Genomic DNA, 26,101 nt, shown 5'->3' with positions numbered 1-26,101 from the left:
CGAAAAGATCGCAGGCTACGCCAGCTCCTACGCAGGTCGTTGATTCAGGCGGGTTTTTTTCGAGGCCAGTAGTGTTGATTATGGCCGGCTGCCATGTCGGGTAAATGACAGGGCGCAGAGTTACTTATTTACAGGGAGTTATTCATGAGCTTTTCCTTTGTTGCGAAGGCGTCGGTGTTGCTGCTGTTTATGGGCAGCACGCTTTATGTCCATTTGCGTGGCAACGCGCGTTTGCCGGTGTTGCGTCAGTTCGTCAATCATTCGGCACTGTTCGCTCCCTACAACGCCTTGATGTACCTGTTCTCTGGCGTGCCATCCAAACCCTATCTGGATCGCAGCAAGTTCCCGGAACTGGATGTGCTCAAGGACAACTGGGAAGTCATTCGCGACGAAGCCATGCACCTGTTCGACGAGGGTTATATCCGCGCCGCCGAGAAAAACAACGACGCCGGTTTTGGTTCGTTCTTCAAGAAGGGCTGGAAGCGTTTCTACCTCAAGTGGTACGACAAACCGCTGCCGTCGGCCGAGGCGTTGTGCCCGAGAACCGTGGCGCTCCTGAGCACTATCCCCAACGTGAAAGGCGCGATGTTCGCCTTGCTGCCAGGCGGCAGCCACCTCAACCCGCACCGCGATCCATTCGCCGGCTCCCTGCGTTATCACCTGGGGTTGTCGACACCCAACTCCGACGATTGCCGGATTTTCGTCGATGGTCAGGAATACGCCTGGCACGATGGCGAAGACGTAATGTTCGACGAAACCTATGTGCACTGGGTCAAGAACGAGACGAGCAAGACCCGGGTCATCCTGTTCTGTGACATCGAGCGCCCACTGAGCAACCGCCTCATGACCGGCATCAACCGCAGGATCAGTGGCCTGCTGGGTCGCGCCACTGCGCCGCAGAATCTCGATGACGAACGCGTCGGCGGGATCAACCAGGTCTATGCCTGGAGCAAACACTCCAGCGACAGCTTCAGCGGCGTGATCAAGCAGTGGAAACGTCGCAATCCAAAGCTCTATCGCATCCTGCGGCCAGTACTGGCGGTTGTCGTGCTGACCTTGCCGGGATATTGGTTATTTGGTTGACGCGCCGTGACGAACGATGAGTCGAACATCAGATTTGTGGCAAGGGGCTTGCCCCGTTGGCCAGTCCGCGCTCGGGCGAAGCGGTCGCAAACCGATGCATGCGCCTGCCGCTGTCAACGGTGCGTAGCAATCCAGATCAACAACCCGGCCTGGAACACCGAGAACGCCACCAGACAGGTAATGGTGAAGCGCAACCCGGCGTCGTCGCGCTGGAACCGGGTAACCTGTTTTTCCTGTTTGCGCAGTTTGACTTCCTGTTCCGCCAGGTTCTGCTCGGCTTGCTGGAGCATCTGCGCGGCTTCGAGGATTTCCACGAACTGCAGTTTTTCAGTGTTCCAGCCCGCCCGCAATTCACCGACCCGCACGTCTTTCACGCTGCCCTTCAAGTGCTGGGCATCGGCGTAGACCACTTCGAAACCATGGGCTTGCAAAGAGTGATCGCGGCGCAGTCGGGTGTCCTCTTTGAGGGCATCCTTGTTCGCCAGATCGAAGCCGTCGACTCGATACTGCGACCATTTCTTCTGCGCCCAGGAGATGCCCTGAGCCATCAGGAAGCGGCCTATTCCCCGGTTCAACGGCTCTGTCTGCAAACCGCTTTCAGGGCTGAAATGCACCCGGCGGGTGGCATGATCGACCCACACATCCAGGTGGTTCTGCTCTTTGCGCACCCGTTGGTTCGGCAACTGAATACTCATCCTGAGCAGACTGCGTTCCTTGTCGTTGCGCTCGGCATAACCGAACTCGACAAAACGTAGCGGCCTTGCGCCAGTGGTGCGGTCAGTTTGCAGCGGCGCCAGACGGAGCATCCGCTGGTGCTCGGCATGGACGTCCGCCCACGGCAGCTCGACCGCTTCCGGGGCGGTTTCATCGACTGCGGTTTCGGGTGAATTCCGGGTTTCTGTCATAACGGCGAGATCCTGTCCAAGCCCTGCTTGCCGACAGCAAATGAATTGTCGGCAAAGGCTTATCGGCCGTTTTATTCAGGACTGGAGGGTGAAAGCCGCTTAACTGGCGTGAAGCCCTTCGATAAAGCTCAAGATATGTGCGCCCAACTCGACGGCCAGCGGCAGCTGCGGGTCTTTGTAAGAGGCCAGTTGGCGCTTGATATCATTGGGCACGATGCGCATGACGTGGTTCATGCCTTCGATCAACGCCAGTTCGGCGTCCGGTTTGGCGGCCTTGAGCATCTGTGCATCACCGACGCCGACCTGGATATCGTTGCTGCCCTGAATGATCAAGGCTGGCATTTTCAGCCTGGCAAAGGCCGCTGCCGGATCCTGGCGAAACAGACTGATCAGATAGGGCTGCACGCTGGGGCGGAAAATCACTTCCAGTTGCGGTGGCACAGCGTTGTCGACGTGACCGGCCTTGAGGCTGTCGAGCAACTGATTGCTGCGCAGCACCAGCGACGGTGGCAGGCGATAGCTCAACTGCTGGCGCAGCACCTGGTCGATCGGACGGGCGCTGCCGGAGACTGAAATCACCGCCGCGGCATCCACGGTGGGAGCGGCCAGGCTGGCGATCAACGCGCCTTCGCTGTGCCCGAGCAGGATCAGGTTACCAAAGCGTGGATCGGTCTTGAGCTGCTGACCCCAAGCCACGGCGTCGGCCACATAGGCATCGAGTGTCAGGTTGCGTTCGTCGGGCGTGGCCGCCAGGCTGGCGGCCACGCCACGTTTATCGTAGCGCACGCTGGCAATGTTGTGTTTGGCCAGCACCCAGGCCAGGCGCTTGAGGCTGTCGTTGCGCCCGCCGTCAGGGTTGTTGCCGTCGCGGTCGGTGGGGCCGGAACCGGAGATGATCAATACCACCGGCACTGGGGTGTCGGATTTGGGCAGCAACAACGAGCCGTGTAACTCGCCGTTGCCAGTGTCCAGACTGACCGGGCGTTGCAGAACGGTGGCCTGGACCAGGCCGGTAAACAGGGTAAGGCTCAAGGCAAGAACTCGCAGCATCATCACGCCATCATGAACAAGGTGTCGGTTGGACTCACAGACACCGATAAGGTTCGAGGATGAACTAGTTGGGTAGCCTGCGTATACTGGCGCGCACTTGGTTACCAAGGCTTATTTATAAGCTTGGATTATCCCGGTTGAGTAACTTCAGCGATTACACGGAGCGCCCTGCATGTCCGGCAATACCTACGGCAAGCTGTTCACTGTCACCACCGCTGGCGAAAGCCATGGTCCGGCGTTGGTCGCCATTGTCGACGGCTGCCCGCCGGGCCTCGAGCTGTCGCTGGAGGACCTGCAGCGCGATCTGGATCGGCGCAAGCCTGGCACCAGCCGTCACACCACCCAGCGTCAGGAAGCCGACGAAGTCGAAATTCTTTCCGGAGTTTTCGAAGGCCGGACCACCGGTTGCCCGATCGGTCTGCTGATCCGCAACACCGACCAGAAGTCCAAGGACTACTCGGCGATCAAGGATCTGTTCCGTCCGGCCCATGCCGATTACACCTACCACCACAAATACGGTGAACGCGACTATCGTGGCGGCGGGCGCAGTTCGGCGCGGGAAACCGCCATGCGGGTGGCCGCTGGTGCGATTGCGAAGAAGTTCCTGGCCAGCCAGGGCATCGTGATCCGTGGCTATATGAGCCAGCTGGGGCCGATCGAAATTCCGTTCAAGACCTGGGATTCGGTGGAAGAGAACGCCTTCTTCAGCCCTGATCCGGACAAAGTGCCAGAGCTTGAAGCCTACATGGACCAGCTGCGCCGCGATCAGGATTCAGTCGGAGCAAAGATCACCGTGGTCGCCGAGGGCGTGATGCCGGGCCTTGGCGAGCCGATTTTCGACCGTCTCGATGCCGAACTGGCCCATGCGTTGATGAGCATCAATGCGGTCAAGGGCGTGGAAATCGGCGCTGGATTCGCCAGCGTCGCCCAGCGTGGCACCGAGCACCGTGACGAAATGACCCCCGAAGGTTTCCTCAGCAACAACGCTGGCGGGATTCTCGGCGGGATTTCCTCCGGGCAGCCGATCGTTGCCCACCTGGCCCTCAAGCCGACCTCGAGCATCACCACGCCGGGCCGCTCCATCGATGTCCACGGCAATTCGGTGGACGTCATCACCAAGGGCCGCCACGACCCGTGCGTCGGCATCCGCGCCACGCCGATCGCCGAGGCGATGATGGCCATTGTGCTGATGGACCACCTGTTGCGTCACCGCGGGCAGAACGCCGACGTGCGAGTGAGCACACCGGTGCTGGGCCAGCTGTAATGGCGACCTTCGCAGTCGCCACGGTCTGACAGCCGTGGCGGCGCTGCCGTACTGGCGGCTATCCAGTTTCTATCTGTTCTATTTCGCCTTGCTCGGTTCGACGGCGCCGTTTCTGGCGCTGTACTTCGATCACCTGGGTTTTTCCAGTGCGCGCATTGGCGAACTGGTGGCGATCCCGATGCTGATGCGCTGCGTGGCGCCGAATATCTGGGGCTGGCTGGGTGACTACACGGGCCGCCGACTGGCGATTGTGCGTTTTGGCGCTGTTTGCACGCTGCTGACTTTCTCGTTGATCTTCGTCAGCAAGAGTTATGCCTGGCTGGCGATGGTCATGGCCTTGCATGCGTTCTTCTGGCACGCAGTATTGCCGCAATTCGAAGTCATTACCCTGGCGCACTTGAACGGCCAGACTTCCCGTTACAGTCAGATCCGCTTGTGGGGATCCGTCGGTTTTATCATCACAGTGGTGGCCCTTGGGCGTTTGTTCGAATGGCTGAGCCTGGACATCTACCCGGCGACTCTGGTGGTGATCATGGCCGGGATTGTCGTCAGCAGCGCCTGGGTGCCGAATGCCCAACCCGTCCAGGGCAGTCGTCTGACCGGTGAGGGGTTTGTCAAGCAATTGCTAAGCCCTGGCGTGCTGGCGTTTTATGCCTGCGTGGCGCTGATGCAGTTGAGCCATGGGCCCTATTACACTTTCCTGACTTTGCACCTTGAGCACCTGGGTTACAGCCGTGGCTTGATCGGCATGCTCTGGGCCCTGGGTGTGGTCGCCGAAGTCCTGATGTTCCTGGCCATGAGCAAGATTCTGGCGCGCTTCTCGGTGCGCCGGGTGTTGATGGCGAGTTTCCTGCTGGCCGCGTTGCGCTGGCTGCTGCTCGGTTCTTTTGCCGAGTTTTTGTGGGTGTTGCTGTTCGCGCAAATTTTGCACGCGGCCACCTTTGGCAGCTTTCACGCGGCAGCCATCCATTTCGTGCAACGTAGCTTCGGTGCTCGCCAGCAAGGTCAGGGCCAGGCGCTGTATGCCGCACTGGCCGGCACCGGCGGTGCGTTGGGTGCGTTGTATTCCGGCTATAGCTGGAATGCCCTGGGGGCGACATTGACTTTTAGTATTGCCAGCCTCGCAGCCCTGGCTGCAGCCGTTATTATTGCCATTCGTATGCAAGAGGACAGGTCATGAGTCTTACCCGTGATCAGCTGGCCCTGGAAATCATCGAAGCCGGGCGTTTTCTCTATGGCCGCGGCTGGTCGCCGGCCACCAGCAGCAATTACTCGACGCGCCTGTCGCCGAGCCAAGCCTTGCTGACCGTCTCTGGCAAGCACAAGGGGCAGCTAGGCCCGGATGACGTGTTGGCCACCGACCTGGCCGGCAACAGCCTGGAGCCGGGCAAGAAACCCTCGGCCGAAACCCTGCTGCACACCCAGCTCTACAGTTGGCGCCCGGACATCGGCGCGGTATTGCACACGCACTCGGTGAATGCCACGGTGCTCTCGCGGCTGACCGCCGAAGACTTTATCGAGTTCGAAAACTACGAACTGCAAAAGGCCTTCAGCGGCGTCTCCACCCACGAATCCAGAGTGCGAGTGCCGATCTTCGATAACGATCAGGATATTGCTCGACTGGCCGCCAAGGTGCAGCCTTGGCTTGAGGCACACCCCGATTGCGTGGGTTACCTGATCCGCGGCCATGGTCTCTACACCTGGGGTGCGCGAATGAGTGATGCGCTACGGCAGATCGAAGCCTTTGAATTTTTGTTCGAGTGCGAGTTGAAGACTCGCTCCGTGCTCAACCGTTAATCGTTTACTTCTTCAGAAGTAGCCCACCGTCTGATGAAACGCACCACCTGACCGGATGATAAAAGCCGGAGGGCGATGCTGATACCGAGGAGTTGCCAGCATGAGCAGCCTGACCGTTTACCACGTATCCAGCCCGGAACTGCCGAACAAGGTTCTGACCCACTTCGACGATATTGCCTCGACCCTGGCCGACATAGGCGTGCATTTCGACCGCTGGCAAGCCGCCGCGAAGATCCAGCCCGGTGCCAGCCAGGAAGAAGTGATCGCCGCCTATCAGGAGCAGATCGACCGCTTGATGACCGAGCGTGGATACGTCACCGTCGATGTCATCAGCCTCAACAGCGATCACCCGCAAAAAGCCGAACTGCGGGCCAAGTTCCTTGATGAACACCGCCATGATGAAGACGAAGTGCGCTTTTTCGTCGCCGGGCGGGGTCTGTTTACCTTGCACATCGATGATTACGTGTACGCCGTACTCTGCGAGAAGAATGACCTGATTTCGGTGCCCGCCGGCACGCCGCACTGGTTCGACATGGGCGAGAACCCGCACTTCGTGGCAATTCGCATGTTCAACAATCCCGAGGGCTGGGTAGCCCGGTTCACCGGAGAAGACATTGCCCGCCGTTTTCCTGGCCTGGAGGACTAAGCGAATGTCGATCAAAGCCATCCTCACCGACATCGAAGGCACCACCAGCGCGGTGAGTTTCGTGTTTGAGGTGCTGTTTCCCTATGCCGCAAAACATCTCCCGGAGTTTGTCCGGCAGAACGCCGACCGACCGGACGTAGCCGAGCAACTGCAGGCGGTACGCCAGGACGGTGGCGAGCCGACGGCTGACGTCGAGCGGGTCATCCAGATCCTCTTGAGCTGGATCGCTGAAGACCGTAAGGCGACTCCACTCAAGGCCTTGCAAGGGATGGTCTGGGAGCAGGGCTACCTGGCCGGGCAACTCAAAGGACACGTCTATCCGGATGCGGTAGAAGCACTTAAGCGCTGGCATCAGGATGGCTATCAACTCTTTGTTTATTCATCCGGTTCGATCCAGGCTCAGCGGCTGATTTTCGGTTGCTCCGAGGCCGGTGATTTGACGGCGCTGTTCAGTGGCTATTTCGACACCACGTCGGGGCCCAAGCGCGAAGCATCGTCCTATCAGCGGATTGCCCAGTCAATTGGCTTTCAATCTCGGCAGATTCTATTCCTGTCCGATATCGTCCAGGAGCTGGATGCGGCGCGGGAAGCGGGGATGGCCACCTGCGGGCTGGTGCGCGATAGCGGTGAGCTGGCAGGGCATCCGAACGTGAGCAGCTTTGCGCAAATAAATCCGTCAACGTTCTGATTTGCAACGGCTGACTACTGATAAACGGTGCCAGTAGTCAGCCGATTGCCACCGGACGACGTTCAAACACTGACCCAGTTATCTTCCTTGGGTGTTGTAGGAAGGTGCTTGTTAGTTTGTGGCTCATCGCTTTTTAGTGCCTTTCATCCTTGTTTAATCTCATGCCTGTGTAACCCTTCGCCTTCGCGTGCATGGCTTGTCAACGCAATGTTTAGTTGGCAGTGGTGCGATAGTCCGAGGTGAGAGGGAGAGTCATGAATGAGAAGTCGACAGCGCCAGGTCGGCAAGCCTTTGAGCGAAAAGGAACTGGAAATCCTGCGCTGGGCCAGGGCCGGAAAAACCGTGTGGGAGATCAGTGTGATTCGGGCCATATCCCAAGCCACGGTCAAGTTCCACCTGAGCAATATCTACTGCAAGCTGGACGTGACCAATAGGGCTCAGGCTGTAGGCGAGGCGTTGAACAGGGGGTTATTGAATTGACCGCGCAACGAAGTCAGGCGGTAGGAGCTGCCGCAGGCTGCGATCTTTTGATCTTGCTCTTGGGCAATCTTGATAATCGCTAAAGATCGCAGCCTGCGGCAGCTCCTACGCCAATATCGGTTCAAACCGAATGATAAGTCGGCAAGGCAAAGCGGTGTTGACTCTGCAACATCGAAATCTGTGGCAGTTCGCTGGCCTGTTCCGCCAGGTCGCGGCGAATGGCGCTGATCACCCAGGACAGTTGGTCACCAGCATGCAGTTGTGCATAGGAAATCGATCGTTTGAGCTGTTTTTCGCTATTACGCAGTGTCAGCAAGATACCGCCGTCAGGCCGTGCCTGGATGGTGACTTCGAAGTTGGGGAACAAAGACGCGAATTTTTCTTGAATGAGGCTCATGTCTATCAGCTCCGTTAACTTGAATGGCAAGCGTGGAGTGATAGGTGCAGTGATTGTGCCAGTATGGTGTTTTGTTAAATAATTATATAAATCAATGGCTTATAGTTTTATTAAAAGTTCGCTTTCGTGCAACTTGCATGAATGGCCATCGTGCATCCTGCATTTTGCGTGGTTTTCCGGATTTTTCGAGAGCCCTGCAGCCTCCGGTAAAGGTCGGACCCTCGGCCGGCAGGAAAAATTCCATCCCGCGGACCGAATGCCGCTTTGTAGAGAACCTGCATGATTCAGCTAGAAAGCGGGCGCTACTGCAGATAGATACAAAACTTTTCAAATCCTCCATGTACAGCCGAAGAACGGCTGACGTATTTTTCATCCTGTTTCAACGGTTCTGTTAGATGTTTTTAGTTGAACACCCACGAGTGTCTTTTGACGTTTAACGGCGAGCGAGCATCGCGCCATTCCCTGGCCTGCCTGATGCCAGCCACCGTTATCCCCTCGGTAAATCACTTCATCGTTATCGACACTGTCCTGGCTACTAGCCGGCGCGGCGGCGTTTTATGTCGAACAGGAGCAACCATGAGCAGTAACTCAAACGACATGATTAGCTGGGGCATGATGCTCCGAAAGTTGCCCGCCATTGCCAAAACCATCCCGCGAATGGTCAAGGGGCTCAAGGTCGCCAATGCCAATAAGCCCAATCATCCCTGCGGCCTGGGCACAAGCTTCGAGCAAGCCACGTTGCGCAATCCCCAAGGCTCGGCGCTGCTCTACGGCAACGTTTCGTTAAGCTATGCCCAGGTCAACCAGTGGGCCAACCGCATTGCCCATCACCTGATTGCCCAAGGCATCGGCAAAGGTGACGTCGTCGGGATATTCATCGAGAACCGGCCCGAACTGTTGGTCACGGTCTTGGCCGTCGCCAAGGTGGGGGCTATCTGCGCCATGCTCAACACCTCGCAGACCCAGCATGTGCTGGTCCATAGCCTGAACCTGGTAAAGCCGCTGGCGATCGTGGTAGGGGCAGAGTTGACGGGAGCTTTTTCGGCAGTCCGAGAGCAGGTTGCCATCGATCAGGGCAGAATCTGGTGTGTTGCGGATCAGGACACTTCTCGCGAGCCCGGCGAGGTGCCCGCAGGCTATATCAACCTGATGACCGCCAGTGCCGGATGCGTGACAGACAACCCGCTCAGCAGTCAGCGGATCTACTTCGATGATCCTTGCTTCTATATCTACACATCAGGCACCACCGGCTTGCCCAAGGCCGGGGTTTTCAAGCACGGACGCTGGATGAGGACTTCTGTCAGCTTCGGCATGATCGCCCTGAATATGGGCCCGGCGGATGTCCTTTACTGCACCTTGCCGCTGTACCACACCACCGGCCTCTGCGTCTGCTGGGGCTCCGCTATCTGTGGGGCGTCGGGGTTTGCCATCCGCCGCAAATTCAGCGCCAGTCAGTTCTGGAAGGACGTGCGCAAGTTCAACGCCACCACCATCGGTTACGTCGGTGAATTGTGTCGTTACCTGATCGACCAGCCACCGAGCGACGACGACCGTCACAACGGCGTGCTGAAAATGATCGGCAACGGCTTGCGTCCAGGGGTGTGGAGCGAGTTCAAGAAGCGCTTCGAGGTCAATCACGTCTGCGAACTGTACGCCGCCAGTGACGGCAACATCGGTTTCAGCAACATCCTCAACTTCGATAACACCATCGGCTTTTCCTTGATGTCCTGGGAGCTGGTGGAATATGCCCATGACAGCTGTGCGCCGATTCGCAACAAGGCCGGCTTCATGCAAAAAGTCGCCAAGGGCGGGCAGGGCCTGCTGCTGGCGAAAATCGACGACAAGGCCCCGCTCGATGGTTATACCGATCCGGAAAAAACCCAAAAGGTCATCCTCCATGATGTGTTCGAGAAGGGTGATCGTTACTTCAACACCGGAGACTTGCTGAGGAATATCGGTTTTGGTCACGCACAGTTCGTTGACCGTCTGGGCGATACCTACCGCTGGAAGGGCGAGAACGTATCGACTACCGAGGTCGAGAACATTCTCCTGCAGTATCCGCATATCGCCGAGGCAGTGGCCTACGGCGTCGAGATCAGCAACACCAACGGGCGTGCCGGGATGGCCGCGATCACCCCGGCCGAATCTCTGGCCACCCTGGATTTCAGCGAACTGCTGCAATTCGCCAGGCAGCAAATGCCGGCCTATGCAGTGCCGTTGTTTTTACGGGTGAAACTGAAAATGGAGACCACCGGCACCTTCAAATATCAGAAAGTCCGGCTCAAGGACGAGGCCTTCGACCCGGCAAAAACCGGTGACGACCCGATCTACGCCTGGTTGCCGGGATCGGATACTTACGTGCGAGTGACCGAGCAGGTACTGGCGGATATTCACGGTGGCAAGTTCCGCTATTGATTCTGGCTATTGCCCGATTTGAGAAAAAAGGGATGACAGGCTCAAGACGGCTCGGGAAACTGACGGCTTTGTGAAGTGAATGTGGAGTCCCGAATGTCAGACAAAAGCCGCCAGATGACCGAAGAAGAAGCTGCGGAGTTTGCCGAGCAGGTATTCAATGTGGCGCGTCAGGGCGATGCGCCCATGCTCGCCGCATTGCTGAGCAAGGGCTTGCCGGTCAACCTGCGTAATCACAAGGGCGATACCTTGCTGATGCTCGCCAGCTATCACGGGCATGCCGAGGCCGTTAAGGTCCTGCTCGAGCACAAGGCCGACCCGGAGATCCGCAACGACAACGGCCAAAGTCCGATTGCCGGTGCCGCGTTCAAAGGTGACCTGCCGGTGGTCAAGGTGCTGGTCGAAGGCGGCGCCCAGGTCGAAGGTTCATCCTTTGACGGTCGCACCGCGTTGATGATGGCGGCAATGTTCAATCGCACGGCAATCGTCGAGTACCTGATCAGTAAAGGCGCCGATCCGAAGGCCCGAGACGCCAATGGGGTGACCGCGCTGGACGCGGCCAAGACCATGGGCGCGGTAGATACCACGGCGCAGTTGGAAAAACTGCTGGGCTGAAGTCTACAGATTGTCCGTAGCAGCTGGCGAAGCCTGCGTCCGACCGCGTAGCGGTTGTGAAGTCAGGCATCGCGGTTTTGCAGGTTAACCGCAGAGGCAGGTTTTACGACCGCTGCGCGGCCGAACGCAGCCTGCGGCAGCTGCTACGGGAATGTGTTGAATCGCATACCATCTACCTGACTGGCATTCGGAATTACCTCTGGATGCGCTATCCTTCGCGCCCTCAAATTTCCCTCGCTACAGGATCCCTCCATGAAAACCACGCTCGTTGAACTCATCGGTAAAATCAGCTCCGGGTGCATGGACGAGGATGACGTAGCGCGGATCGCCGATGAAGCTGCGCAAGCCTACGCCGACGCGGATGCTTTCCTGGCGGCCAATCCGGACATCAATTACGACGAAACCTTTCCGATCCCGCTGGGTGAGTGGATCGTGGTCGGTAGCCTGCCGGAAACCGTGTTGTTCCAGGCCGACACCTATATGGACCTGTTCGCTCAGATCGTCGCCTCGTTCGGCCCGGACGTCACCTTCAACATCAAGCCCAAGCAACTGGCCAAGGTCGAAGCCCTGACCGCGCTGAACCGGATCCAGATCCAGCTGAGCAGCATGAATCCGGAAAAGGGCGGTTATGTGCTGATGAATTTCAGCCAACTGCTCGATGACGAGATTCAGGCAGTGCTGGTGTATGGCAACGACGTGCCACGGGTATTGGAGTTGTGCGCTGAAGCCGGTATCAACGCCGCGCCTTCGCTGGAAGCATTGCGGGTGGCGATTCACGTCTGAGTGTAATAAAGCGTTCCCTTCTCAAGCCCGACTATCCTAATGATGCAAACCATCACTTGGGAGCGACACCATGGGTTCTACCTTCAATAGTCTGGTCGGGCTGATCATCCTCGCCCTGGATATCTGGGCGATCATCAACGTTCTTAAGAGCGGCACTGAAACCGGGATGAAAATCATCTGGGTGCTGGTGATTTTCTTGCTGCCAGTACTGGGCCTGATCATCTGGGCGATTGCCGGGCCGCGGGGCAATGTGCGGATATAACGGGGTGACGAAGGTTGCAATCTGTTGTTCTCCCCGCTGGACTTTGCTGCGTTAAATCAACCACGCACCCTCAAGCTGCAGCAGTGCCTGCTTGCGTTCCAGTCCGCCGCCATAACCGGTAAGCGTACCGTTGCTGCCGATCACTCGGTGGCACGGGATGATGATCGATATCGGGTTGGCACCATTGGCAGTACCGACCGCTCGTACCGCTTTCGGGTTGCCGATGTGCTCGGCCAATTGGGCGTAGCTCCAGGTGTGGCCAAAAGGGATTAGCTGCAACGCTTGCCAGACCCTTTGCTGGAATGCCGTGCCCTGGGGCGCCAGGCGTACATCGAAACACTCTCGCTTGCCCTCGAAGTACTCATCCAGTTGCCGACAGACGGTATCAAGTTGATTGCCGGCTTCGAACCATTGCTCCGGCGGCGTCCAGTACGGGTGGTTGTCCATGTACAGCTGGCGCAGCCCCTGTTCATCACCGGCCAGCAGCAGCGGCCCGATCGGGCTTGGTAGATAACGATAAAACATCTGCTTGGCTCCCCGGCATCATCAGACACAAAGATAGAGCCAGAAGGTTCGACCTGTCATGTTCTGCGACGTAGAATGCGCGCCTTCCTTGGCCATTCGAGAACACCGTGTGTTGTCGATTGCCCATCATGGGCGGGTAGCCGTCCGTTGCCACCAGCATTCACCGGGGGACTTACCCATGAGCACTGCCCAGAACAGCGAATACCTGGAAACCCTCTACGAAGGCTATGGCCAGCGTTTTCGCATGGAAAAACTGCTGCACGAAGTGCGCACCGAACATCAGCACCTGGTGATTTTCGAGAACCCGCGCATGGGGCGCGTGATGGCGCTGGACGGGGTCATCCAGACCACCGAAGCCGACGAGTTCATCTACCATGAGATGCTCACCCACGTACCGATCTTCGCCCACGGTACCGCCAAGCGCGTGCTGATCATCGGCGGCGGTGATGGCGGCATGCTGCGTGAAGTGGCCAAGCACCGCAGTATCGAACATATCACCATGGTCGAGATCGATGGCACTGTGGTCGAGATGTGCAAGGAATTTCTGCCGAACCACTCCAAGGGTGCGTTCGACGATCCACGTCTGAACCTGGTGATCGACGACGGCATGCGTTTCGTCGCGACCACCGAAGAGAAGTTCGACGTGATCATTTCCGACTCCACCGATCCGATCGGTCCGGGCGAAGTGCTGTTCTCGGAAAACTTCTATGAGGCATGCCGTCGTTGCCTGAACGAAGGCGGTATTCTGGTGACCCAGAACGGCACGCCGTTCATGCAACTGAGCGAAGTGCAAACCACTGCCGGCCGTATGCGTAGCCTGTTCCCGGACTGGCACTTCTATCAGGCGGCCGTGCCGACCTACATCGGCGGCGCGATGACCTTTGCCTGGGGCGCGACCAATACCGCGTACCGCAAGTTGCCCCTCGAGACCCTGCGTCAGCGTTTCGCCGGCAGCGGCATCCTCACCCGTTACTACAATCCTGAAATTCATATTGGCGCGTTTGCCTTGCCGCAATATGTATTGCAGGCGGTCAACAAGCCGAGCAATGACTAAGCAGTCATGTTGTTGAAAGGGCCATAAGGCCCTTTTTTATGTGTCTAAATATGCGTTAAACGAAATTTTCACAACGGCTCCAAGACAATTCGGCCTCGCTGTTTCTTGCCTTCAATCCCGGCAGTCTCCTATTCCAGGCCCAGGGCCGGGTTGAGGGCATGCCAGTAATCAATGGCAATGCCGTGAGTGATCGTGCAACATTTGCGCACCGCGCAATCCCCGCTGCCGTCATCGGCAATGAGAGGGCAGGCGCAGCTGTACTTTTGAAACTTCAACTTCCAATGGGTCCTAAAACGACATGTCAATCCCGGACGCCCTGAGTCAGCAGCGAGCTTCAAGTCGCCTGCTGCAACCGACCGTCAAATCGCATTTGGCTTACACGTTGCTCTGTGCCTTGGTCATGATGGCAATGCTCTCCCTGCTGCGCGTGGCGTTGCTGGTTTATAACCGGGAGATGATCCTCGACACCCCGGCCTCGACCTTCCTCGAAGCCTTTGCCAACGGCCTGCGCTTTGACCTGCGCCTGGTGATCTACCTCAGTATCCCGCTGGTGCTGGCATTGTTCAGTGCCCGCGCCATGGCCGCCCGTGGATTCTTCCGTTTCTGGCTGACCCTCGTCTCCAGCATCGCGCTGTTCCTCGGCCTGATGGAGATGGACTTCTATCGCGAGTTCCATCAGCGGCTCAACGGGCTGGTCTTCCAGTACGTGAAGGAAGACCCGAAAACCGTGATGAGCATGCTCTGGTATGGTTTTCCGGTGGTCCGCTATCTGCTGGCCTGGGCCGTGGGTACCTGGCTGTTGAGCCTGGGTTTCAAGGGCGCTGACCGTGCGACCCGACCTCGTGGTCCGTTCAGTGGTGGCAGCATCGGTACTCGGCAGATCGCCCCGTGGTACGCCCGCGTCGGCGTCTTCGTGGTGTGCCTGCTGATTTGCGTCGTGGCTGCCCGTGGCACCTTGCGCCAAGGCCCGCCACTGCGTTGGGGTGACGTCTATACCACCGATTCGAACTTCGCCAACCAGTTGGGCCTGAACGGTTCGCTGTCGTTGGTCGAAGCGGCCAAAAGCCGATTTTCCGAACACCGTGACAATGTATGGAAGGCCACTCTGCCGCAGCCGGAAGCTCAGCAGACCGTGCGCGACATGCTGGTGACACCCGACGAAAAACTGGTCGACGCCGACATTGCGGCCGTACGCCGCGACTACACACCACCGGCCGAGAAGACCCTGCCGATCAAGAACGTCGTGATCATCCTCATGGAAAGCTTCGCCGGTCACTCGGTGGGCGCTCTGGGGGCAGACAGCAACATCACGCCGTACTTCGACAAACTGGCGAAAGAAGGCCTGCTGTTCGACCGTTTCTTCTCCAATGGCACCCATACCCACCAGGGTATGTTCGCCACCATGGCCTGCTTCCCGAACCTGCCGGGCTTCGAATACCTGATGCAGACCCCGGAAGGCAGCCACAAGCTGTCCGGCCTGCCGCAGTTGCTCAGCGCGCGTGACTTCGACGACGTCTATGTCTACAACGGCGATTTTGCCTGGGACAACCAGGCAGGCTTTTTCAGCAACCAGGGCATGACCACCTTCATTGGCCGTAATGACTACGTCAATCCAGTGTTCTCCGACCCGACCTGGGGCGTGTCCGACCAGGACATGTTCAACCGTGGCCTGGAAGAACTGAAAGCCCGCGAAGACAAAAAACCGTTCTATGCGTTGTTGCAAACCCTGTCCAACCACACGCCTTATGCCTTGCCAAACCCACTGCCGGTCGATCCGGTCACGGGGCGCGGTAGTTTGAATGAGCATTTGACGGCCATGCGTTACTCCGACTGGGCGCTGGGTCAATTCTTTGAGAAAGCGCGCAAAGAGCCTTACTTCAAGGAAACCCTGTTCGTCGTAGTGGGTGACCACGGTTTCGGCGACGAGCGCCAGATCACCGAAATGGACCTGGGGCGCTTCAACGTACCGCTGTTGTTGATCGGTCCGGGCATCCAGGAGAAGTTCGGCAAGCTCGACCACACCGTGGGCAATCAGATCGATATCGTGCCGACCATCATGGGCCGGCTCGGTGGTGAAGTGCGTCATCAGTGCTGGGGTCGCGACATGCTCAACCTGCCGCAAGGCGATACTGGTTTTGGCGTGATCAAACCTTCGGGCAGCGAGCAGACGGTGGCGATCGTCACCGCTGACCGCATTCTGGTTCTGCCCAAGGGGATGGAGCCGAAAATGTACCAGTACGAACTGGGCGCCAAGCCGACTTCCGCGGTGATCCCGGATGCACCGGAAACGGCCGAGCTGAAGAAAAAGCTCGAGTCCTTCCTGCAGACGGCAACCAAAAGTTTGCTCGATAACACCGCAGGCGTTGTCAACGGCATGCCGGATTAACGTTTGACCCATTAAAAAAGAGGCCCCCGGGCCTCTTTTTTATTGCTGTTGCGATCTCTATATCTTGCCAAGTAGCAGCAGGATCAGCAGCACTACCAGCACCACGCCAATGATGCCCGATGGGCCATAACCCCAACCGCTGGAGTAAGGAAAGACCGGCAGGCCACCTATTAGCAAGAGGATCAGGATAACGATAAGAATTGTGCCCATGTCGACTTCCTTTATTGGTTAGTTCTTGGAAAGACCGTAGCGCTTTTCAGAACCAGCTCGAGATGCAATAAACCCGAGCCGCTTATAATCTCCGACTCTGGAGAGTGGCGGATAATTCCGGATGTTTTTTAGTGTTTTTTAGTGTTTTTTGGTACTTGGCTTATTTCGTTTAATTTACTTTCGCATTCATTCAGTCGACCGCGATTACGTTATTGATTGCAACGCAACCCGGCTGCTGTACAGCGTCTTGGTTTGCCTGGGTCATTCAGCACTCTGATGGAGCGTGGGTGCAGGAAAGACCTTCGCTACACTGCGAATTATCTTCCCCGGAACAACAAGGCAACCCCTATGCAAAATCGCATGATGATCACCGGCGCCGGGTCTGGCCTGGGTCGCGAAATCGCTCTGCGCTGGGCCCGTGAAGGCTGGCAGTTGGCCTTGTCGGATGTCAGTGAGCCCGGTTTGCAAGAAACCCTGAAACGGGTACGCGAAGCCGGTGGTGACGGTTTTGTGCAGCGTTGCGACGTGCGTGACTACAGCCAGCTGACCGCGTTTGCCCAGGCCTGCGAAGAGAGGCTTGACGGCATCGATGTGATCGTCAATAACGCCGGCGTGGCTTCGGGCGGTTTCTTCAATGAACTGTCCCTCGAAGACTGGGACTGGCAGATCGCGATCAACCTTATGGGCGTGGTCAAAGGCTGCAAGGCTTTCTTGCCGTTGCTGGAAAAAAGCAGAGGCAAGATCATCAACATCGCCTCGATGGCAGCCTTGATGCAAGGCCCGGCCATGAGCAACTACAACGTGGCCAAGGCCGGTGTGGTGGCATTGTCCGAGAGCCTGTTGATTGAACTGGCGCACCAGGACATCGCGGTGCACGTGGTCTGCCCGTCATTCTTCCAGACCAACCTGCTGGATTCCTTCCGTGGCCCGACCCCAGCCATGAAAGCCCAGGTCGGAAAATTGCTGGAAAGCTCGCCGATCAGCGCCAGCGACATCGCCGACTACATCTACCAGCATGTCGCCAAAGGTGAGTTCATGATTCTGCCTCACGAACAAGGTCGCATGGCCTGGGCGCTGAAGCAGAAGAACCCGCAATTGCTCTACAACGAAATGACCCAGATGGCCGACAAGATGCGCGCCAAGGCTAAACAAACTGCCGGCTGAACTTGCTCGCGCGAACCTGCATCGTTAGGGTTGCCGATTCCGGCAGCCTTGACGAGACAGTTGCATGCTCAATTACCTGTGGTTTTTTCTCGCGGCGCTGTTTGAAATTGCCGGTTGTTATGCGTTCTGGATGTGGTTGCGCCAGGGTAAAAGTGCCTGGTGGATCGCTCCGGCGCTGCTCAGCCTGACCCTCTTCGCGGTACTGCTGACCAAGGTCGAAGCGAGCTATGCCGGCCGCGCCTATGCAGCGTATGGTGGCATTTACATTATTGCGTCCATCGGCTGGCTGGGCATGGTCGAGCGGATTCGTCCCTTGAGTTCCGATTGGCTGGGTGTCGCGTTCTGTGTGCTCGGCGCGAGCATCATCCTGTTGGGTCCACGTTTTTCCAGTGTCTGAATTCTTTCCTCGACCACAAACGAAGTATCTGTATGAGTGTAGGAAATGGCTTGCTCAAACGAAGGGCGGTTTAAACAGCCGCGAAAAGCGAGGCTTGAAAGGGCTTTCTGTCAGGCGCGTCTGCGTGCGGCGTAGGGCGAGACTGATTTAGTGATGGTGCATTGAAGGCAGTCGGCTCTGCGGGCATCTTCAGAGTCCGGTAACCCTAAAGGACGAGTGCCATGCTTGTATTAAGCCGCGTTGTGGGCGAGTTGATTTCCATTGGTGACACCATCTCCGTACGCATACTCTCGGTGAACGGCAACAGCGTTCGCTTCGGCGTCGAGGCGCCCAAGGAAGTCGAGGTCCACCGGGCGGAAATCTACGAACGCATCCAGTCGCGAACGGGAAAAACCAGACGAGGCTGATGAATCAATCAAACAGCTCTTTGGGCACGTCGTGCTTGAGCATCAATTGGCATTGCTGGCTTTCAGGATCGAAAACAATCAGCGCCTGACCTTTGGTCAACGCCTGGCGAACCCGCAGCACGCGGGTTTCCAGCGGAGTTTCGTCACCATTGTCGGTGCCGTCACGGGTAACGAAGTCTTCTATCAGACGGGTCAGGGTATCGACTTCAAGTTGGTCGTAAGGGATCAGCATAAGTACCTCGGGTAAACAATCCCGGCGATGCTACTGGGCTTGGGGCAGCAGGGCCAGTAGGAGCTGCCGCAGGCTGCGATCTTTTGATCTTGCTCCCGGGCCATCCCCATAACCCCCAAAACATCGCCCGATCACGGCTCGAACCTTCGCCAGCCCCTACACCGACCGCTGCCCGACCAGGCTGTCCACCGACGGCACCCGGGTATCGCTTTCCATCTGCGCGTCATGTTCCAGCTGGTGACTGAACCGGTCCAGCGAGCCTTTGGCCGGTTGTGCGTCGCTGGCGAATACCGGAGGGCTGAGGATGTAGGCGCCGAGCAGGCGACTGAGTGCGGCGAGGCTGTCGATATGGGTGCGTTCATAGCCATGGGTGGCATCGCAGCCGAAGGCGAGCAGGGCGGTGCGGATGTCGTGACCGGCAGTCACCGCCGAATGGGCATCGCTGAAGTAATAGCGAAACAGGTCGCGACGCACTGGCAGTTCGTTGTCGCTGGCCAGTCGCAGCAGGTGCCGTGACAGGTGATAGTCGTACGGCCCGCCGGAATCCTGCATGGCCACGCTCACCGCGTGTTCGCTGGAGTGCTGGCCCGGTGCGACCGGGGCAATGTCGATGCCGACGAATTCGCTGACATCCCATGGCAAGGCCGCCGCCGCGCCACTGCCGGTTTCTTCGGTGATGGTGAACAGTGGATGGCAGTCGATCATCAACGGCTCGCTGCTGTCGACGATAGCTTTGAGCGCCGCCAACAAGGCGGCAACCCCGGCCTTGTCGTCCAGGTGGCGAGCGCTGATGTGGCCGCTTTCCGTGAACTCCGGCAGCGGGTCGAAGGCGACAAAGTCACCAATGCCGATGCCCAGCGAATCACAATCGGCTTTGGTGGTGCAGTAGGCGTCCAGGCGCAGTTCGATGTGGTCCCAACTGATGGGCATTTCATCCACCGCAGTGTTGAACGCGTGCCCTGAGGCCATCAGCGGCAAGACACTGCCACGCACTACACCGCTGTCGGTGAACAGGCTGACGCGACTGCCTTCGGCAAAACGACTGGACCAGCATCCGACGGGTGCCAGGGTCAGGCGACCGTTGTCTTTGATTGCGCGCACGGCGGCTCCGATGGTGTCCAGGTGCGCCGACACGGCACGGTCCGGGCTGTTCTGCTGGCCCTTGAGGGTGGCGCGAATGGTGCCGCGACGAGTCAGTTCGAAGGGAATGCCCAGCTCTTCAAGGCGCTCGGCGACGTAGCGCACTATGGTGTCGGTGAACCCGGTGGGGCTGGGAATCGCGAGCATTTCCAGCAGGACTTTCTGTAGGTAGTTGAGATCCGGTTCGGGAATTTTGCTGGTCATGGACACTCCTGATTGTGGAAGGGGGAGTAGAGGGATTCCGAGGCGAGTAGCTGCTTTTTGTGGTGAGGGAGCTTGCCCCCGCTGGGTCGCGAAGCGGCCCTAAAACCTGCAATCACATTTCGTCAGGCATACCGCATTCGCAGGTTTTACGACTGCTGCGCCCGAGCGCGGACCGGCCGGCGGGAGCAAGGGCCCTCGCCACAGGGTTTGTACTTAAGCGAACGACTGGCTAAACCGTCGGCTGACTATGGGGAAACAACAAATCCACAAAACGCTCGGCAGTCGGTTGCGGTTCGTGGTTGGCCAGCCCGGCGCGCTCGTTGGCTTCGATAAACACATACTCCGGCTGATCGGCCGCCGGCACCATCAGGTCGAGCCCGACCATCGGGATATCCAGCGCCCGCGCGGCTCGCACCGCGGCATCGATCAGAGTGGGATGCAGTATCGCCGTGACATCTTCCAGCGTACCGCCGGTGTGCAGGTTGGCGGTGCGGCGCACGAGCAGATGTTCGCCCGCTGGCAGGATGCTGTCATCGTCGTAACCAGCGGCCCGCAAGGTGCGTCGGGTTTCGTGGTCCAGCGGGATTTTGCTTTCACCGCTGGTGGCGGCCTGGCGTCGGCGACTCTGTGCTTCGATCAGCTCGCCAACCGAGTGCTGGCCATCACCGACGACTTGCGCCGGGCGGCGAATGGCGGCGGCCACCACTTCAAAACCGATCACGACGATGCGCAGATCGAGGCCTTCGTGGAAGCTTTCCAGCAGTACACGGTTATCGAACTGACGAGCAGCCTCAATGGCCTGCTGCACCTCTTCGATCGTTTGCAGGTCCACGGCCACGCCTTGGCCCTGCTCACCATCCAGGGGTTTGACCACCACTCGCTGGTGCTCATCGAGAAACGCCAGATTGTCGTCGGCATTACCCGCCCGTTGTTGCGCCGGCAAATTCAAACCGGCAGCCTTCAGTACTTTGTGGGTCAGGCTTTTGTCCTGGCACAGGCTCATGCTGATGGCGCTGGTCAGATCGCTCAGCGATTCACGGCAGCGCACCCGGCGCCCGCCATGGCTCAAGGTAAACATCCCGGCGTCGGCGTCATCGACCTGGACATCAATGCCACGACGATGGGCTTCTTCGACGATGATCCGCGCGTAGGGATTGAACTCCGCCTGCGGTCCCGGCCCGAGAAACAGCGGTTGATTGATACCGTTTTTGCATTTGATGGCGAAGGTCGAGAGGGTGCGAAACCCCAGCTTGGCGTAAAGACTTTTCGCCTGACTGTTGTCGTGCAATACCGAAAGGTCGAGGTAGCTCAGGCTGCGGCTCATGAAATGCTCGATGAGATGGCGCACCAGCACTTCGCCGACTCCTGGCCGCGTGCACTGCGGATCGACCGCCAGGCACCAGAGGCTGCAGCCGTGCTCCGGGTCGTGAAAGGCTTTGTGATGATCGAGGCCCATCACGCTACCGATGATCGCGCCGCTGTCTTCGTCCTCGGCGAGCCAGTACACCGGGCCGCCCTCATGGCGGGGCGTCAGCAGGGCCGGATTGATGGGCAGCATGCTGCGGGCCAGGTAAAGCTGATTGATGGCCTGCCAGTCCGCTTCGTTCTGTGCCCGGCGGATGCGAAAGCCGCGAAACACCCGAGTGGCCGGGCGATAGTCGCTGAACCACAGGTGCAAGGTGTCGGACGGGTCGAGAAACAGCTGCGCCGGTTCCAGCCCCAGCACTTGCTGGGGCGCGGCAACGTACAGCGCGATGTCGCGTTCGCCGGGGTGCTCATCAAGCAGCTCCCGGGCAAGGCTCGCCGCATCTGCAAAGGTATGGCCGATCAGTAGCCGGCCCCAGCCGCAATGCACCGCGATGGGCTCGGGACCAGGTTCTTTGCCGTCTTCGGCGAAGCGCGCTTGCAGGCGTTCATAGGATGGCGCCTGACCGCGCAGCAAGCGTTGGCTATAGGCCGTAGCGTGGGGCTTCATCGCTCAGATTCCTTGTTCGCTGAGCCACAGGTTCAGCGCTGCCAGTTGCCACAATTTGGAGCCGCGCAAAGGCGTCAGCTGGCCTTGTGGGTCGGTCAGCAGGCGATCGAGCATCGCCGGGTTGAACACGCCACGATCCTGGCTTGGATCAAGCAGCAGTTCGCGAACCCAGTTCAGTGTGTCGCCCTGCAAATGCTTGAGGCCTGGCACAGGGAAGTAACCTTTCTTGCGGTCGATCACTTCGCTGGGGATCACCAGCCGAGCGGCTTCCTTGAGCACTTGCTTGCCACCGTCCGGCAGTTTGAATTTGCCTGGAACGCGGGCCGACAGCTCCACCAGGCGATAGTCGAGAAACGGCGTGCGCGCTTCCAGGCCCCAGGCCATGGTCATGTTGTCGACGCGTTTGACCGGGTCATCCACCAGCATCACCGTGCTGTCCAGACGCAGTGCTTTGTCCACCGCGGCATCGGCACCGGGTTGGGCGAAATGTTCACGGACGAAGTCGCCAGCGGCGTCATTGGCCGTCAGCCATTTCGGTTGCACGGTGGCGGCGTAGTCGTCGTAGCTGCGGTCGAAGAACGCATCGCGGTAGGCTGCGTAGGGGTCGCTTGCGCCATCGACTTGCGGGTACCAGTGATAACCGGCGAACAATTCATCCGCGCCCTGGCCGCTCTGCACCACTTTGCAATGCTTGGCCACTTCCCGTGACAACAGGTAGAAGGCGATGCAGTCATGACTGACCATCGGCTCGCTCATGGCACGGAACGCCGCCGGCAGTTGCTCGATGATTTCTTTCTCTTCAATACGCAGTTGGTGGTGATGGGTGCCGTAGTGCCTGGCGATCAGGTCCGAATACTGGAACTCGTCGCCGCGTTCGCCGCCGGCATCCTGAAAACCGATGGAGAAGGTCGACAGGTCTTCCACGCCCACTTCGCGCAGCAGTCCTACCAACAGACTCGAATCGACACCGCCCGAAAGTAATACACCAACGTCCACTGCTGCCCGCTGACGAATAGCCACTGCTTCACGGGTGCTGTCGAGTACACGGTCGCGCCAGTCTTCCAGGGTCAGATTCATTTCATCGGCATGAGGGCCGTAGGGCAGGGTCCACCAGGTTTTCTGTTGGGTGGTGCCATTGGCATCAATGAGCATCCAGGTGGCTGGCGGCAGCTTTTCGATGCCTGCCAGCAAAGTGCGTGGCGCCGGAACCACCGCGTGGAAATTCAGGTAGTGATTGAGCGCCACCGGGTCGAGGACCGGGTTGATATCGCCGCCTTTGAGCAGCGCCGGTAACGCCGAGGCAAACCGCAGGCGCTGGCCGGTGCGCGACAGGTACAAAGGCTTGACGCCCAGACGGTCGCGGGCGATGAACAGTCGTTCGTTGTCATGTTCCCAGATGGCGAAAGCGAACATGCCGTTGAGCTTGGGCAGCAAATCTTCGCCCCAGGCGTGGTAACCCTTGAGCAACACTTCGGTGTCGCCGCCGGAATAGAAAGCATATCCAAGGCTTTCCAGCTCGGTCCGCAATTCCGGGAAGTTGTAGATCGCACCGTTGAAAGCCAGGGACAGGCCCAGTTGAGCGTCGACCATCGGCTGCGCCGAGCCGTCCGACAGGTCCATGATCTTCAACCGACGATGGCCCAGGGCAATCGGTCCCTGGCTATGAAAGCCCCACGCGTCAGGACCGCGAGGTGCCAGGTGATGGGTGATCCGTTCCACCGCTGCCAGGTCGGCAGGTTGGTGATCGAAACGTAGTTCTCCAGCTAATCCGCACATGTGGCTTAAACCCTTTGTGTTTCGCACGTGTGTCGCTACTGGAGTTTTGCGCGTACCAAATTTGTACCAACTTCAGACAAATTCAGCTTATCAAGCTCAGACCAATCACTCGGTGAGCTGATCCACTTTGCGTAAGTGGAAAGCAGAACCTGCACGCTATGCCCAAGCTGAGCGGCGATGAACGCCGGGTTCATGCCAGACATAAGACACATCGTCGCGTAGGTGTGGCGCGTGTCGTACATCCGGCGCTCCCTCACTCCAAGCTTGCGCATCGCGCTTCTCCAGTAACGCTTGGCCCCTGTCTCAGAACGGATATAGAGGTCTTCCCTCTTGCCCGTTCCTGCCGGCGCAAACACGTAATCCGAACGCGCCGCCGTCAAAAGCCGTGCTTTGTCGAGTGCATGCAAGGCGCGATCGTTCAATAAAACTTCGCGCACCACCTTCGTTTTCGTCCTTTCCTTGATCTCCCCGTAGATGCGAATGCGGCACACCCTGGCTGTCCGCATGCGTGTGTCCACTTCGCTCCAGCGCAGCGCCATCGCCTCTCCCGGGCGCATTCCTGTATAGAAAGAAAACTCAAAAAACGCCGCATAAATGGACTGCAAACCGCTCGTCACCTCATACAGCTTGGCGATCAGCAGGTCGGCTTCTTCCCGCGTGAACGGATCCAAGTCTCGCTTGGTCACCCGGCTCGGCGGGATTGAGATTGCCGGGTTTCTCAGGATCAGTTCGTCGCTCACCGCCTGCTTGAAGATGCTGGTCACCAGCCGCACGGCGCCCTTGCGCCGCACCGGTGACGACCACTGGATCTCCTGGGCAATTTTGCGCATCAGCATTGGCGTTATCTTGTCCATCGGCAGAGTGGCCAGGTAGGGCACCCAGTAGATCTGCAGGGCAGACCGGTAGTTTTTCCGGGTCCCCTCGACGATCTGAAGGCCGTCCAGCCATTCCTGGGCATAGTCAAAGAAGATCGGGGTTTTCTGCGGAGAGGTGCTGCGAGAGCCCGGGAACAACTCGGCGTATTTGTCTGCTGTCAGCGCGCCGAGCTTGTCCAGTTGCCTTACCTGAGAACGAAGACCCGCTGCGGCTGCGATACCTTTCTGGGTCTGAGGGAAGGGGAGCGTTTCGCAACAGCGCTTTTTGTTCCAGGAGAATCGAATTCGGATTGATTTCCCGACAAGTTCAACACCCGCGGGGAGCTCCATAGGCTCTCTAGCCATTCGTCATATCTCCACTTGCTATACATGATTCGGCCATCGATCTTTGACCAGACGTCGACCGGTATGATGTTCCGTTCACGCTTGCGCTGCAGGGCCTTCGCTGTGGTGCCCAGCAGTTCGGCCATTCTCTTCTCGGTTACTTTGTCGTGTCCGGATTCATCGGACAGAGCTGCGGCTGCTGCCATGTTGGCTACCTCTGCCCGTAGCGGGCGAAAATGTTCCATGCCGCGCGTGGCGGCAGAAGGTGAGGAGGGGTTAAGCGCTGAGCCGCTCGATCAGATCTCCGGCATTGGCCAGGGCGCGCCCAGCTGCGCGGGCAGAAACTTCGCCACCGGTGAGGGCTTTGCTCAGGCAGTCGGTTACTTGCTGTAGGGCCTTCAGGAGTTCGGCCTGCAGCTCACCCTCGGCCTGGCCGATGTCCCAGAAGCGTTGCCCCCAGTGTTCGGCTGGCGGTGGATTGTGGTTCTGCTTGCCGAAGGCCAGGGCCCCAGCAATCAAGTCGCACAGGTCGCGCTTATAGGCGTTGTCGCCGTCGATGCTCAGACCTTGGCGGCGCAGCGCATCAAGCGCGTTATTCAGGTTCGCCTCAGGCGACGGCAGCACCAGGTCGAAATCTTTTTTCCCGGGCCGGCAGGCGACGAGAAACATTTCACAATCGAGCGGCAGGTGCTGGGCGACATCCGAGAGCAATTCAATTGCCGCTTCGCGGAGGTGGTGCTTTTGGTCGGCCATAGGGATTCCTTCGCCCGCCGTTCACCGGCAGGCTGGTAGGTGGGATAGGGGTTAGGCTTTCTGGCCGAGACCGGTGAACCACTGGCAGGCTTCAACCATCCGAGGATCGTCGTACCAGTCCTCGATGATTCGATTGCAGTCGCGGTCTCGGTAAAAGGTCGGACCGCAGTAGTGGTGCCACTCCATGAAGACGTGGGTTCCGTCACGCAGAGGCAGGCGGTAGAAGGGGCTGACGCATACAATCGCGCCGCCAAACCGAATGCAGGTCATCGCCAAGGCCCCGTGTAGATGTGCCAT

General features: G+C 58.6%; 28 protein-coding genes. 16 read left to right on the top strand and 12 right to left on the bottom strand.

All coding sequences use genetic code 11. The features are described from left to right. The first annotated feature begins 144 nt into the window (after positions 1-144). Positions 145-1,083, top strand: a complete 939-nt coding sequence (locus AC3IUA_RS23525) for an aspartyl/asparaginyl beta-hydroxylase domain-containing protein (protein WP_489357268.1) — start codon at positions 145-147, stop codon at positions 1,081-1,083. Between the two features lie 113 nt (positions 1,084-1,196). Here the strand turns inward: AC3IUA_RS23525 and AC3IUA_RS23520 are convergent, their stop codons facing one another. After that, a complete protein-coding gene (locus tag AC3IUA_RS23520) occupies positions 1,197-1,988 on the bottom strand; it encodes a hypothetical protein (protein WP_489357267.1) in 792 nt (263 codons plus the stop codon). A 99-nt stretch (positions 1,989-2,087) separates the two neighbouring features. Further along, on the bottom strand, positions 2,088-3,086 hold the full coding sequence (locus tag AC3IUA_RS23515) for an alpha/beta hydrolase (RefSeq protein ID WP_489362446.1): 999 nt from the start codon (positions 3,084-3,086) through the stop codon (positions 2,088-2,090). 124 nt (positions 3,087-3,210) lie between these two features. Between AC3IUA_RS23515 and aroC the strand changes: the two genes are divergently transcribed. From aroC to AC3IUA_RS23485, 6 genes are all read left to right on the top strand, one after another. Next, entirely contained in the window at positions 3,211-4,302 is a 1,092-nt protein-coding gene (gene aroC / locus AC3IUA_RS23510) for a chorismate synthase (protein ID WP_489357266.1), read from the top strand. Positions 4,303-4,336: 34 nt separating this feature from the next. After that, complete coding sequence (locus AC3IUA_RS23505; protein WP_489357265.1) at positions 4,337-5,482, top strand: MFS transporter; 1,146 nt, start codon at positions 4,337-4,339, stop codon at positions 5,480-5,482. Then, positions 5,479-6,099, top strand: a complete 621-nt coding sequence (locus AC3IUA_RS23500) for a methylthioribulose 1-phosphate dehydratase (RefSeq protein ID WP_489357264.1) — start codon at positions 5,479-5,481, stop codon at positions 6,097-6,099. The genes AC3IUA_RS23505 and AC3IUA_RS23500 overlap by 4 nt, the downstream gene beginning before the upstream one ends. A 100-nt stretch (positions 6,100-6,199) precedes the next feature. Further along, positions 6,200-6,745 carry a 1,2-dihydroxy-3-keto-5-methylthiopentene dioxygenase gene (locus AC3IUA_RS23495; protein WP_489357263.1) on the top strand — a complete coding sequence of 182 codons (546 nt, stop codon included), beginning with the start codon at positions 6,200-6,202 and terminating at the stop codon, positions 6,743-6,745. Positions 6,746-6,749: 4 nt separating this feature from the next. Continuing rightward, entirely contained in the window at positions 6,750-7,433 is a 684-nt protein-coding gene (gene mtnC / locus AC3IUA_RS23490) for an acireductone synthase (protein ID WP_489357262.1), read from the top strand. A 258-nt stretch (positions 7,434-7,691) separates the two neighbouring features. Then, positions 7,692-7,913 (top strand): response regulator transcription factor, encoded by a 222-nt coding sequence (locus AC3IUA_RS23485; protein ID WP_489357261.1) that lies wholly within the window; start codon positions 7,692-7,694, stop codon positions 7,911-7,913. A 121-nt stretch (positions 7,914-8,034) separates the two neighbouring features. On the opposite strand, the gene AC3IUA_RS23480 is transcribed toward AC3IUA_RS23485, so the two are convergent. Further along, complete coding sequence (locus tag AC3IUA_RS23480) at positions 8,035-8,310, bottom strand: DUF3509 domain-containing protein (protein ID WP_489357260.1); 276 nt, start codon at positions 8,308-8,310, stop codon at positions 8,035-8,037. Positions 8,311-8,886: 576 nt separating this feature from the next. On the opposite strand from AC3IUA_RS23480, the gene AC3IUA_RS23475 reads away from it, so the two are divergent. The 4 genes from AC3IUA_RS23475 (at position 8,887) to AC3IUA_RS23460 (ending at position 12,382) form a co-directional block, all read left to right on the top strand. Continuing rightward, positions 8,887-10,725, top strand: coding sequence for a long-chain-acyl-CoA synthetase (locus AC3IUA_RS23475; RefSeq protein ID WP_489357259.1), 1,839 nt, complete (start codon positions 8,887-8,889; stop codon positions 10,723-10,725). A gap of 93 nt (positions 10,726-10,818) precedes the next feature. Continuing rightward, positions 10,819-11,337 carry an ankyrin repeat domain-containing protein gene (locus AC3IUA_RS23470; RefSeq protein ID WP_489357258.1) on the top strand — a complete coding sequence of 173 codons (519 nt, stop codon included), beginning with the start codon at positions 10,819-10,821 and terminating at the stop codon, positions 11,335-11,337. A 252-nt stretch (positions 11,338-11,589) separates the two neighbouring features. Next, positions 11,590-12,120, top strand: a complete 531-nt coding sequence (locus tag AC3IUA_RS23465; RefSeq protein ID WP_489357257.1) for a hypothetical protein — start codon at positions 11,590-11,592, stop codon at positions 12,118-12,120. A gap of 70 nt (positions 12,121-12,190) precedes the next feature. Further along, positions 12,191-12,382: a PLDc N-terminal domain-containing protein gene (locus tag AC3IUA_RS23460; protein WP_489357256.1), complete on the top strand. Its 192-nt coding sequence runs from the start codon at positions 12,191-12,193 to the stop codon at positions 12,380-12,382. A gap of 51 nt (positions 12,383-12,433) precedes the next feature. Here the strand turns inward: AC3IUA_RS23460 and AC3IUA_RS23455 are convergent, their stop codons facing one another. Beyond that, a complete protein-coding gene (locus AC3IUA_RS23455) occupies positions 12,434-12,907 on the bottom strand; it encodes a methylated-DNA--[protein]-cysteine S-methyltransferase (protein ID WP_489357255.1) in 474 nt (157 codons plus the stop codon). 178 nt (positions 12,908-13,085) lie between these two features. Here AC3IUA_RS23455 and speE point away from each other — a divergent pair, with 178 nt between their 5' ends. Together speE and AC3IUA_RS23445 are read left to right on the top strand one after the other, a co-directional pair. Further along, positions 13,086-13,961, top strand: coding sequence for a polyamine aminopropyltransferase (speE, locus tag AC3IUA_RS23450; protein WP_489357254.1), 876 nt, complete (start codon positions 13,086-13,088; stop codon positions 13,959-13,961). Between the two features lie 298 nt (positions 13,962-14,259). Then, the gene (locus AC3IUA_RS23445) at positions 14,260-16,347 is read left to right on the top strand and encodes an LTA synthase family protein (RefSeq protein ID WP_489357253.1); all 2,088 of its coding nucleotides are present in this window, start codon (positions 14,260-14,262) and stop codon (positions 16,345-16,347) included. A gap of 57 nt (positions 16,348-16,404) precedes the next feature. Here AC3IUA_RS23445 and AC3IUA_RS23440 read toward each other — a convergent pair whose 3' ends face one another. Continuing rightward, entirely contained in the window at positions 16,405-16,557 is a 153-nt protein-coding gene (locus AC3IUA_RS23440) for a DUF3309 family protein (protein ID WP_489357252.1), read from the bottom strand. 348 nt (positions 16,558-16,905) lie between these two features. Between AC3IUA_RS23440 and AC3IUA_RS23435 the strand changes: the two genes are divergently transcribed. From AC3IUA_RS23435 to csrA, 3 genes are all read left to right on the top strand, one after another. Then, positions 16,906-17,721 (top strand): SDR family oxidoreductase, encoded by an 816-nt coding sequence (locus AC3IUA_RS23435; protein WP_489357251.1) that lies wholly within the window; start codon positions 16,906-16,908, stop codon positions 17,719-17,721. A gap of 64 nt (positions 17,722-17,785) precedes the next feature. Next, the gene (locus AC3IUA_RS23430) at positions 17,786-18,118 is read left to right on the top strand and encodes a YnfA family protein (RefSeq protein ID WP_489357250.1); all 333 of its coding nucleotides are present in this window, start codon (positions 17,786-17,788) and stop codon (positions 18,116-18,118) included. A 221-nt stretch (positions 18,119-18,339) separates the two neighbouring features. Beyond that, the gene (csrA, locus tag AC3IUA_RS23425) at positions 18,340-18,525 is read left to right on the top strand and encodes a carbon storage regulator CsrA (protein WP_489357249.1); all 186 of its coding nucleotides are present in this window, start codon (positions 18,340-18,342) and stop codon (positions 18,523-18,525) included. A 4-nt stretch (positions 18,526-18,529) separates the two neighbouring features. On the opposite strand, the gene AC3IUA_RS23420 is transcribed toward csrA, so the two are convergent. The 7 genes from AC3IUA_RS23420 to AC3IUA_RS23390 all read right to left on the bottom strand — a co-directional run bounded on the left by AC3IUA_RS23420 (position 18,530) and on the right by AC3IUA_RS23390 (position 26,074). Next, positions 18,530-18,757 (bottom strand): YheU family protein, encoded by a 228-nt coding sequence (locus AC3IUA_RS23420; protein WP_150807080.1) that lies wholly within the window; start codon positions 18,755-18,757, stop codon positions 18,530-18,532. A 156-nt stretch (positions 18,758-18,913) separates the two neighbouring features. Then, on the bottom strand, positions 18,914-20,101 hold the full coding sequence (locus tag AC3IUA_RS23415) for an osmoprotectant NAGGN system M42 family peptidase (RefSeq protein WP_489357248.1): 1,188 nt from the start codon (positions 20,099-20,101) through the stop codon (positions 18,914-18,916). A 229-nt stretch (positions 20,102-20,330) separates the two neighbouring features. Beyond that, positions 20,331-22,076: an N-acetylglutaminylglutamine synthetase gene (gene ngg, locus AC3IUA_RS23410; RefSeq protein WP_489357247.1), complete on the bottom strand. Its 1,746-nt coding sequence runs from the start codon at positions 22,074-22,076 to the stop codon at positions 20,331-20,333. A gap of 3 nt (positions 22,077-22,079) precedes the next feature. After that, on the bottom strand, positions 22,080-23,852 hold the full coding sequence (locus AC3IUA_RS23405) for an N-acetylglutaminylglutamine amidotransferase (RefSeq protein ID WP_489357246.1): 1,773 nt from the start codon (positions 23,850-23,852) through the stop codon (positions 22,080-22,082). A 35-nt stretch (positions 23,853-23,887) separates the two neighbouring features. Then, positions 23,888-25,072 carry a tyrosine-type recombinase/integrase gene (locus AC3IUA_RS23400; protein WP_489357245.1) on the bottom strand — a complete coding sequence of 395 codons (1,185 nt, stop codon included), beginning with the start codon at positions 25,070-25,072 and terminating at the stop codon, positions 23,888-23,890. Positions 25,073-25,327: 255 nt separating this feature from the next. After that, on the bottom strand, positions 25,328-25,804 hold the full coding sequence (locus AC3IUA_RS23395) for a hypothetical protein (RefSeq protein WP_489357244.1): 477 nt from the start codon (positions 25,802-25,804) through the stop codon (positions 25,328-25,330). A gap of 51 nt (positions 25,805-25,855) precedes the next feature. Beyond that, the gene (locus AC3IUA_RS23390) at positions 25,856-26,074 is read right to left on the bottom strand and encodes a hypothetical protein (RefSeq protein ID WP_489357243.1); all 219 of its coding nucleotides are present in this window, start codon (positions 26,072-26,074) and stop codon (positions 25,856-25,858) included. Positions 26,075-26,101: the final 27 nt, after the last annotated feature.

The sequence above is a fragment of the Pseudomonas sp. KH_050 genome (assembly GCF_057838875.1).
Note: the sequence above shows the minus strand (reverse complement) of the source record. Positions and strands in the feature narration are given on the sequence as shown.